Source organism: Achromobacter sp. RT286_PF (genome assembly GCF_059760425.1).
In genome coordinates this window covers 1-8,486 of sequence record NZ_JCBAMR010000074.1, presented here as the reverse complement: position 1 = coordinate 8,486, position 8,486 = coordinate 1, and the positions used below count along the sequence as shown (strand labels likewise).

Here is an 8,486-nt window from a genome sequence, read left to right as displayed (position 1 = left end):
CGGGCGCCCTTTGCGGCGCCCGTGTCGTTTCCCTGCTTTCTCGTTCCACGGTGACCGTTAAACGGCCCCCTCCCTCGTCCCCAGCGCCCGACGGCCTATTCCTCTACCGCCAGCTCGGTCACGACCTCGCGCGGCCAGGCCGTCAGCGATTCCAGGTCCAGGAACGTGAAGTAGCCGGATCGCCAGCCTTCGGTATCGATGTGATAGACGTTGCCCAGGACCAGCGGCGCGGCCACGGGCGTGTGCCCGGCCACCACCGCCCGCACGCCCTGGATGCCGGTGCGGTTCATCTGCCGCAAGCGGTCGCGCGACCACTGGCACGTCGCGCTGGTGCGCTTGTAGCGATCTTGCAGCGCGAACTCCAGGCGCGGCCAGAACAGCACCGGGCAATCCGCATGCAGCAGGCCCACCGCGCCCTCGCGGGTTTCGACTTCGATAGCGATGGGAAGCTGGGCAAACGCGTCGGCAAACACTTGCTGCTGGTCGACGGGCAGGTCCAGGAACCAGCCGCCGCCGTAACCGCGCCAATTGGTCACGTCCACCTTGCCGGTGCGCACATGACGAATCGCATAGTCTTCGTGGTTGCCCTGGACCGCGTAAAACCAGGGCTGGGCCAGCCATTGCAGCGCGGCTTCGCTTTCAGGTCCGCGATCAACCAGATCGCCCACGGAAAAGAGCCGGTCGCGGGCCGGGTCGAAACCCAGCCGGTCCAGGCTTTCCTGCAAACGCGAAAAATGACCGTGCACGTCGCCTACCGCGAAATCGCGGCCATGCTCGTTACGCGGGACTTTTAAAAATCGCTGCTCCATGATGCTTCTCGACTGCCGGTTGCGGGGCGAGCAAGACCCGTCCCTTGAAACAAACCGTGGCGGCTTGCGCCCGGTATCTCCCGACCTGTCTTTTTAACCCGCTTTAGTTGACGCCGGCCTTGCACCCCTGACCATCCGGGGGTCAAATATTCCGTTACGAGAATCGCTATTATTCGTGATAATGTTCCGCCTTCCTCACAAACAGCTTAAAGGGGGCCGCGCGCGCCGCCGCCCCCTTCCGCCGCCATGACAGCCGCGTCCACCATCAAAACCTGGTACTGGATCCACAAGTGGACCAGCCTGGTTTGCACCATCTTCCTGCTCATCATCTGCCTGACGGGCTTGCCGCTGGTTTTTCACCATGAAATCGAGCACTGGCTGGATGACGCCAAGCCGCTGTCCGACGTGCCGGCCAACACGCCGCCCGCCAATCTGGACAAGCTGGTTGCCAGCGCCCTGACCATGTATCCGGGCGAAGTGGTTGATTACCTGTTCTTCGACCCCGACGAGCCCCAGGTCTATGTCGGCATGGCCAAGAAGCCAGGTGATGGCCAGGCTTCCGGGCACGCGGTCCGCATGGACGGCCGCACCGGCGACGTGCTGCTGGAAGGCCCGCTGTATACCGAAGACAAGTTCTCTTTCATGGGCATCATGCTGGCCCTGCATGTGGATTTGTTTGCCGGCTTGCCGGGCGAGCTGTTCCTGGGCTTCATGGGGCTGCTGTTCTGCGTGGCTATCGTGTCAGGCGTGGTGTTGTACGGCCCGTTCATGAAAAAGCTGGAATTCGGCACCGTCCGCGCCGCCCGCTCCACGCGCCTGAAATGGCTGGACCTGCACAACCTGCTGGGCATCGTGACCCTGGTGTGGGCCTTCGTGGTGGGCTTTACCGGCGTCATCAACGAACTGTCGACCCCGTTGTTCCGCCTGTGGCAGTCCACTGAATTGGTCCGCATTCTGGAACCCTACAAGGGCCAGACCGTGCCCACCCAGCTGGCCTCGGCGCAACTGGCGGCCGACACGGCCAAGAAAGCCATGCCGGGCAACGAGGTGTCATTCATCGCCTTTCCGGGCAACGCTTTCGGCAGCCCGCACCACTACATCGCCTGGATGCGTGGCGACACGCCGCTGACCTCGAAGCTGAACACGCCCGTGCTGGTCGATGGCAGAACCGGCGAACTGACTACCGTGGCCAAAATGCCGTGGTACCTGACCGCGCTGGAAGTGTCGCGCCCGCTGCACTTTGGCGATTACGCGGGCCTGCCGCTGAAGATCATCTGGGCCTTGCTTGACCTCATCACCATCGTGGTGCTGGTCAGCGGCCTGTACCTGTGGATTGCGCGGCGCCGCGCCACCGAGGCGCGCATCAACGAGCTGGTGAAAAAGCACCAGGCCGCCGCCGCCCCACAAAGGAATCCGGCATGAGCGCCCGCCACACCAAAGGCCGCACAGGTCGCGGCTTCATGTTCGTATGGGGCGCGCCCATCCTGCTGGGCGTGCTCAGCGTCTTTGGCCTGCTGGCCGCGCTGTTGGGCACGGGCGCCTGGCACTGGGCGTCGTGGATCACGTTGACCATCCTGCTGGGGGTCATCGTCCGGTACTGGGTGTTCCCGCTGAAACACTAGGCGGATCATGGGGCCCCGCTGCCCCATCCCGCGCCCCGGTCCCGCGCCCTGTCCTGGGCCTGTCCTGGACCCGATCCCGGGGCGTTGTCCCCGCCCTTGAGTCCGGCCCTTGAGTCCGGCCTTCCCCAGGCCGGCTATCGGCCGAATTGTTCCGGGTCCGGCCCCAGCCGCGCGCCGCTCTTGATGCCGTCAATCGCGGCCATCTCATCCGCCGACAGTTCAAAATCAAAAATGTCGATGTTCTCGCGGATGCGGGCGGGCGTGACCGACTTCGGGATCACGATAAGGCCGCTTTGCACGTGCCACCGCAGCGTGACCTGCGCCGGAGACTTGCCGTGCTTGGCGGCCAGGTCCACGATGACTTTTTCTTTCGTCACGCCGCCCTGTGCCAAGGGGCTCCAGGATTCGGTGGCGATGCCGTGCTTGGCGTGGAAGGCCCGTAGCTCGTGCTGGGCGAAGCCCGGATGCAGCTCGATCTGATTGACCGCCGGCGTGACGCCAGACGTCTCGATCAACTGTTGCAGGTTGGCCTGCGTGAAGTTGGACACCCCGATCGAACGCGCGCGGCCGTCTTCCTTCATTTCGACCATCGCGCGCCAGGCATCCAGGAACTGGGTGCTGCCCGCCACCGGCCAGTGGATCAGGTACAGGTCCACATAGGCCAGGCCCAGCTTTTCCAGGCTTTCGTCCATGGCCTTGTGGGCGTCGTCATAGCCGTGCTTGTCGTTCCACAGCTTGGTGGTGATGAACAGGTCCTTGCGCGCCACGCCCGATGCGCGCAAGCCCGCGCCCACGCCTGCCTCGTTGCCGTAGATGGCCGCCGTGTCCACCGACCGGTAGCCGGCCGCCAAGGCTTCCTTGACGCTGGCGGCCGCCTGGTCATCGGGCACCTGCCAAACGCCCAGCCCCAATTGCGGGATGTTGCTGCCGTCGTTCAATTTCACTGCGGGTACCTTCGCCATAAGCCCTCCGAAACATGCAACGCAACGCTCGCACGGCGAATACGCGCCAGGTCGCGCAATCCAGGGGCACAGCCCGGCCAACCCCGGATTGAAGAGATAAAAAAGCGGGCTTGCCGAGCTGCGCCCACATTCCGATACCGGTCCGACATCCCCAGGCAATGGTCCGCAAATACCAGGGGTTATCACCCAAATAATAGCGCCCGTGCCGGATAATGCCCTTCACACCGCTCCACCCCCGCTTTCGCCCCCCAAGGCCAGCCATGAATTCCCCTGACGCGCCCCCGAAGAATCGCGGCGGTTTTTCTACCTTGCGCACCCTGTTCCCGTACTTGTGGCCGCCCGGCAAGACCGGGCTGAAGGTGCGCGTCGTGGCCGCATTGCTGTGCCTGTTCGCGGCCAAGGCGGCCACCGTTTATGTGCCACTGATCTACAAGCACGCCATCGACGAACTGGGCAAGGGTGCGCCCGGCGCGGTGACGGTGCCGCTGGGCCTGATCCTGGCCTATGGCACCGCGCGCGTGCTGTCGCTGCTGTTCTCGGAATTGCGCGACGCCATCTTTGCCCGCGTCGGCCAGCACGCCATCCGCGCGGTGGGCTTGCAGATCTTTCGCCACCTGCACGCGTTGGCGCTGCGTTTTCACCTGTCGCGCCAGACCGGCGGGCTGACACGGGCCATCGAACGCGGCACCAAGGGCATCCAGACGCTGCTGTCGTTTTTGCTGTTCAACATCCTGCCCACGTTCTTTGAAATCGGGCTGGTGTGTATTGTGCTGTGGAAGATGTTCGACATCTGGCTGGCCGCGGCCACCGGCGCGACAGTCATCCTGTACATGGCCTATACCCTTGCCGTTACGGAATGGCGCGCCAAGTTCCGGCGCCAGATGAACGAAACCGATTCAGAAGCCAACACCAAGGCCATCGAAAGCCTGCTGAACTACGAGACGGTCAAGTACTTTGGCAACGAAGAGCACGAGGCGCGCCGCTACGACGCCTCGCTGACGCGCTACGAGCGCGCCGCCGTGCGCAGCCAGGTCAGCTTGTCGATTCTGAACGTGGGCCAGGCCGCCATCATTTCGGTGGGCCTGACGCTGGTGATGTGGATGGCCGCCACCGGCATCGCCCAGGGCCGCTACACGCTGGGCGACTTTGTCCTGGTCAACACCTACCTGTTGCAGCTGTACCAGCCCCTGAGCTTCTTCGGCTTCATCTACCGCGAAATCAAGCAGGCCATGATCGACATGGAACGCATGTTCGAACTTTTGGGGCAGGACCGCGAAGTGGCCGACCGCCCCGACGCCCTGCCGCTGCGCGTGGCGGGTGGCCAGGTGGAATTTCGCGACGTGTATTTTGGCTATGACGCGCGCCGCCCCATCTTGAAGGGCGTGAGTTTCACCATTGCGGCGGGCAAGACCGTTGCGGTGGTCGGCACGTCGGGCGCGGGCAAATCCACCATCGCCCGCCTGCTGTTCCGCTTCTACGACGCGGACAGCGGCGCCATCCTGGTCGACGGCCAGGACGTGCGCAACGTCACCCAGGCCAGCCTGCGCGCCGCAATCGGCGTGGTGCCGCAAGACACCGTGCTGTTCAACGACACCATTCACTACAACATCGGCTACGGCCGGCCCGGCGCGACCGAGGCCGAGATCCAGGCTGCCGCGCGCTTGGCGCACATCCACGACCTGATCATGACCATGCCGGACGGCTACCAGACCATGGTGGGCGAGCGCGGCCTGAAACTATCTGGCGGCGAAAAGCAGCGCGTAGCCATCGCCCGCACCATCCTGAAGAGCCCCGCCATTTTCCTGTTCGACGAAGCCACCAGCGCGCTGGACACCCACACCGAACGCGAGATCCAGGCGAACCTGCGCGAAGTCAGCCAGGGCCGCAGCACGCTGATCATCGCGCACCGCCTGTCGACCGTGGCCGACGCCGACGAGATCATCGTGCTGTCCGAAGGCCGCATCATCGAACGCGGCCGCCATCCGCAGCTGCTGGCGCAACGCGGCGTCTACGCCGGAATGTGGGCGCGTCAGCAGGACGGCGCGGCGTCCAACGAAGACGCCGATGTCAGCGACGCCCCAGCCAGCAATCCGGTGAACAACCCAGCCAACAGCCCGGCGGATTGACAAGCCCCATCGCCCTGACCGAACATCGCACCCTTTCGTTAAAAGGCCCGCCATGCAGGAACCCTCGCTTGCCCCCGAAGTCCGCGTCTGCGCGGCATCCGACCTGGCCAACGGCGGTCTGGGCGTCAAAGTGCCGGTGTCCGACGGCTCGGGTCAGACCACTGCCTTTTTCGTCCGCTACCAGGACCGCGTGCATGGATACCTGAACCGCTGCGCCCACGTCGGCGTGGAACTGGATTGGGAAGGCAGCTTCTTCACCCGCGCGGGCGACCTCATCATGTGCGCGCGCCACGGCGCGACCTATCAGCCGGACACCGGCTTGTGCGTCGGCGGGCCTTGCAAGAACGGGCGCCTGACCGCGCTGACGGTGTCGGAACGTGATGGCGCCGTGTACTGGCACCCCACCGGCAAGATCGTTCCGCGCGACGGCGGCTGACAGCTGGCCGACGTTCGCGTTTGGCGTCTCCGACTTGCCGTAACCGCCGACGCTGACGCTGACGCTACGCCCCCGCCACGGCGGCCTGCGCCGGCGGCTGCCGTTCCGCATAGCGCCGCGCCAACACGGCGCACACCATCAGCTGCATCTGGTGAAAGATCATCAAGGGCAGCACCACCACGCCCATCTGCGACGTGCCGAACAGCACGGTGGCCAGCGGAATGCCGGACGCCAGCGACTTCTTCGACCCGCAGAACACCAGCGTGATTTCGTTCTCTTTGGACAAGCCCAGCTTGCGGCTGCCCCAGGTTGTGATCACCAGCACCGAGCCCAGCAGCAACGCATTCACCAGCACCATCGTGGCCAGGTCGATCGCCGGAAACGCGTGCCAGATGCCCTGCGCCACGGCTTCACTGAAGGCCGTGTAGACGGCCAGCAAAATCGAACTGCGATCCACCTTGGACAACGTACGGCTGTTGCGCTGCGCCCAGGCGCCGATCCACGGCCGCAACAGGCTGCCCACCGCAAACGGCAGCAGCAGCTGCGCCAGGATGCGGCCGGCGTCGGCCAGCCCGTGTCCGCCGCCCTGCCGATGCAGCAACACCGCCACCAGCAACGGCGTCAACACGGTGCCCAGCAAGTTGGACGCGGTCGCCGCGCAAATGGCGCCCGGCACGTTGCCCCGCGCCATCGACGTAAAGGCAATGGACGACTGCACGGTTGAAGACAGCGTGCATACGAACAGCACGCCCAGCCACAGTGAAGGCGTCAGCAGACCGGGGAACAGGGCCCGCAAGCCCAGCCCCAACGCGGGAAACAGAATGAAGGTGCAGGCCAGGATCAACGCATGCAGGCGCACGTCCTTCACGCCGGCCACGATGGCATCGGTGGAAAGGCGCGCGCCGTGCAGAAAGAACAGCAACGATATCGCCACGTTGCTGGCCACCATCATGAACATGGCGCCCTTGCCCACGGCGGGGAAAAAGCTGGCAAACGCCACGGTGGCGATCAGGATCAGCGTGAATTGGTCAGGTAAAAAGCGGCGCATGGCTAGGTTTCCAGGAAATTACGGAAAACTATAGGCGCGTCCCTTGCCATCGTGAAGGCCATTGATTACTTTGACTGTCATCGAAAAGTCCTATGACCCCATCGGCTTGCCATGCTTAACCCCTTGTGGCTCAAGACCTTCACGGTGGCCGCCGGCGCCCCCAGCTTTACCGAAGCCGCCCGTCGCCTGGGGCTGACCCAGCCCACTGTCAGTGAACACATCCGACAACTGGAACAGTCCGTGAACCGGCGCCTGTTCCTGCGCGACACGCATTCGCTGGCGCTGACCAGCGACGGGCGCAGTTTGCTGGTGCATGCCGAGATCATTCTGGATGCGCACGAACGCGCCGCGCGGTTGTTCGATGCGCCGCGCCTGCGCGGTCGCGTACGGCTGGGCACGTCGGACGATCTGGCGATGGGGCCGCTGCCGGATGTGCTGGCCGCGTTTCGGCTGGCGCATCCCGAAGTGGAACTGGACCTGACCATCGGCGTCACCAGCGAGCTCTACAAACTGCTGGACGACAACGAGCTGGACGTGATGATCGGCAAGCGGCGGCGCGGCGATCGCCGGGGCCAGACGCTGCACAAGGAAGCGCTGCTGTGGCGCGCCAAGGAAGGCCTGCGATTTGCGCCGGATGCGCCGCTGCCATTGATATTGCTGCGCGAGCCGAGCGTGACGCGCACGCTGACGCTGGACGCCTTGGCGCGCGCCGGCCGCAGCTGGCAGATCGTTTGCACAAGCACCAGCTACGCGGGCTGCCAGGCGGCCGCGCACGCGGGGTTGGGCATTACCGTGCAGCCTTCGCACCTGTCCACGGCGGGGCTGGCCGCGCCCGGTGGCGCGACGCAACTGCCCGCTTTACCGCAAGTGGAATTCATCGTCATCTCGGCTCCGGCCCCCAACAAGCCCACGCGGGCGCTGACCGACATCCTGATGCGCAGCACCTTGACCTGACCTTGCCACAAGGTGCGGGTGCGGGTGCGGGTGCGGGTGCGGGTGCGGGTGCGGGTGCGGGTGCGGCGGGCCGTCAATACACGCCCGCCCGGCCTCCCGCTTATTCCGGCAGCGGATCCGGCACGCCGTTTTCGTCCACGCTGGTCACGCGGTCCAGCGCATTGCGCGCGGCGGACATCGCTTCGATGGCGCTGCGAAAGCGGCGGCTGACAAAAATTTCGAACGGCTGGCCTTCGGGCGGTGCGGCGGCCGGCTCGGCGCCATCCGGGTCCGCCGCCTGCTGTGCACCGGCTTCGCCTTCCTTGACCTTGGCCACCAGGCGCCGCGTCTCCAAGAACGCCCGGGGCGGCGTGCGCCCTTCGGGTTGCGTCGCGTACGCCACCACCGAAAATCCGTTGATCTTCTTCTCTAGCATTACGGTTCCCTTGCGCCGCGGCCACAGTCGGCGCAGCTTGTTCCTAGCGACAACGGCGCGGCAAACGGAAACTTAAGCGGCATGCAAAAAGCCGGCGTTGATCTGCATCAACGC

General features: G+C 65.0%; 9 protein-coding genes. 5 read left to right on the top strand and 4 right to left on the bottom strand.

Annotated elements, in window-relative coordinates:
• Positions 1–95: 95 nt before the first annotated feature.
• Positions 96–809 (bottom strand): metallophosphoesterase, encoded by a 714-nt coding sequence (locus AC6LJY_RS27780; protein WP_046807405.1) that lies wholly within the window; start codon positions 807–809, stop codon positions 96–98.
• Between the two features lie 246 nt (positions 810–1,055).
• Here AC6LJY_RS27780 and AC6LJY_RS27775 point away from each other — a divergent pair, with 246 nt between their 5' ends.
• Together AC6LJY_RS27775 and AC6LJY_RS27770 are read left to right on the top strand one after the other, a co-directional pair.
• Positions 1,056–2,231 (top strand): PepSY-associated TM helix domain-containing protein, encoded by a 1,176-nt coding sequence (locus tag AC6LJY_RS27775; RefSeq protein ID WP_498137219.1) that lies wholly within the window; start codon positions 1,056–1,058, stop codon positions 2,229–2,231.
• On the top strand, positions 2,228–2,431 hold the full coding sequence (locus tag AC6LJY_RS27770; RefSeq protein ID WP_046807407.1) for a hypothetical protein: 204 nt from the start codon (positions 2,228–2,230) through the stop codon (positions 2,429–2,431). The genes AC6LJY_RS27775 and AC6LJY_RS27770 overlap by 4 nt, the downstream gene beginning before the upstream one ends.
• A 134-nt stretch (positions 2,432–2,565) precedes the next feature.
• Here the strand turns inward: AC6LJY_RS27770 and AC6LJY_RS27765 are convergent, their stop codons facing one another.
• Positions 2,566–3,393 carry an aldo/keto reductase gene (locus AC6LJY_RS27765; RefSeq protein ID WP_485858473.1) on the bottom strand — a complete coding sequence of 276 codons (828 nt, stop codon included), beginning with the start codon at positions 3,391–3,393 and terminating at the stop codon, positions 2,566–2,568.
• A gap of 260 nt (positions 3,394–3,653) precedes the next feature.
• Here AC6LJY_RS27765 and AC6LJY_RS27760 point away from each other — a divergent pair, with 260 nt between their 5' ends.
• Both AC6LJY_RS27760 and AC6LJY_RS27755 read left to right on the top strand, forming a co-directional pair.
• The gene (locus AC6LJY_RS27760) at positions 3,654–5,519 is read left to right on the top strand and encodes an ABCB family ABC transporter ATP-binding protein/permease (protein ID WP_120154726.1); all 1,866 of its coding nucleotides are present in this window, start codon (positions 3,654–3,656) and stop codon (positions 5,517–5,519) included.
• 52 nt (positions 5,520–5,571) lie between these two features.
• Entirely contained in the window at positions 5,572–5,955 is a 384-nt protein-coding gene (locus tag AC6LJY_RS27755; protein ID WP_046807410.1) for a Rieske (2Fe-2S) protein, read from the top strand.
• Between the two features lie 64 nt (positions 5,956–6,019).
• Here AC6LJY_RS27755 and AC6LJY_RS27750 read toward each other — a convergent pair whose 3' ends face one another.
• Positions 6,020–7,003, bottom strand: a complete 984-nt coding sequence (locus AC6LJY_RS27750) for a bile acid:sodium symporter family protein (protein ID WP_498137218.1) — start codon at positions 7,001–7,003, stop codon at positions 6,020–6,022.
• 111 nt (positions 7,004–7,114) lie between these two features.
• On the opposite strand from AC6LJY_RS27750, the gene AC6LJY_RS27745 reads away from it, so the two are divergent.
• Complete coding sequence (locus AC6LJY_RS27745; RefSeq protein ID WP_498137217.1) at positions 7,115–7,957, top strand: LysR substrate-binding domain-containing protein; 843 nt, start codon at positions 7,115–7,117, stop codon at positions 7,955–7,957.
• 100 nt (positions 7,958–8,057) lie between these two features.
• On the opposite strand, the gene AC6LJY_RS27740 is transcribed toward AC6LJY_RS27745, so the two are convergent.
• Entirely contained in the window at positions 8,058–8,372 is a 315-nt protein-coding gene (locus tag AC6LJY_RS27740; protein WP_314362527.1) for a hypothetical protein, read from the bottom strand.
• Positions 8,373–8,486 lie beyond the last annotated feature (114 nt).